Consider the following 521-nt stretch of genomic DNA (forward strand, 5'->3'; position numbering starts at 1 on the left):
CGTCGCCGATGCCGCGTTCGGCGAAGGTCTGGGTGGCCGCGCGCCCGCCCGTGTCAAAGACCGGCACGTTGTCAAAGACGGCGCGCACGAATTCCTGCGCCGCCGCCTGGTCGCCGCCGTTCTGCGCCAGCGCATAGGCATAGGCCGCCAGATAGGTATAGCGCGCATTGCCGCTGGTCTTGGGGTTGGGGAACACGGGCGCCACGTCGTCGCGGGCCAGGTCGTCCCAATCCTCGATCCCCTTGGGGTTGCCCTCGCGCACCAGGAAGGCGGGCAGCGAGTAATAGGGCGACGCCCCGTTCGGTAGCGCGTCGCGCCAGTCCTCGGGCAAGAGGCCGCCCTCCGCCAGCACGTCCACGTCGGTCTCCTGGTTGAAGGTCACGACATCGGCCGGCAGCCCCTCCAGGATGGCGCGGGCCTGGCGCGACGATCCGCCATGCGACATGTCGATGGTCAGGCTGCGCCCGGTATCGGCCTGCCACTTCTCGGCAAAGACGGGGTTCAGCGCCTCGAACAGCTCG

The 521-nt window shown here is 69.3% G+C and carries 1 protein-coding gene; it reads right to left on the reverse strand.

What is annotated here, in order from left to right:
- On the reverse strand, window positions 1-521 hold a 521-nt coding region (locus tag TW83_RS17405; protein WP_045984050.1), incomplete at both ends, for a sulfate ABC transporter substrate-binding protein.

The organism is Paracoccus sp. S4493 (genome assembly GCF_000967735.1).
GTDB lineage: Bacteria > Pseudomonadota > Alphaproteobacteria > Rhodobacterales > Rhodobacteraceae > Paracoccus > Paracoccus marcusii.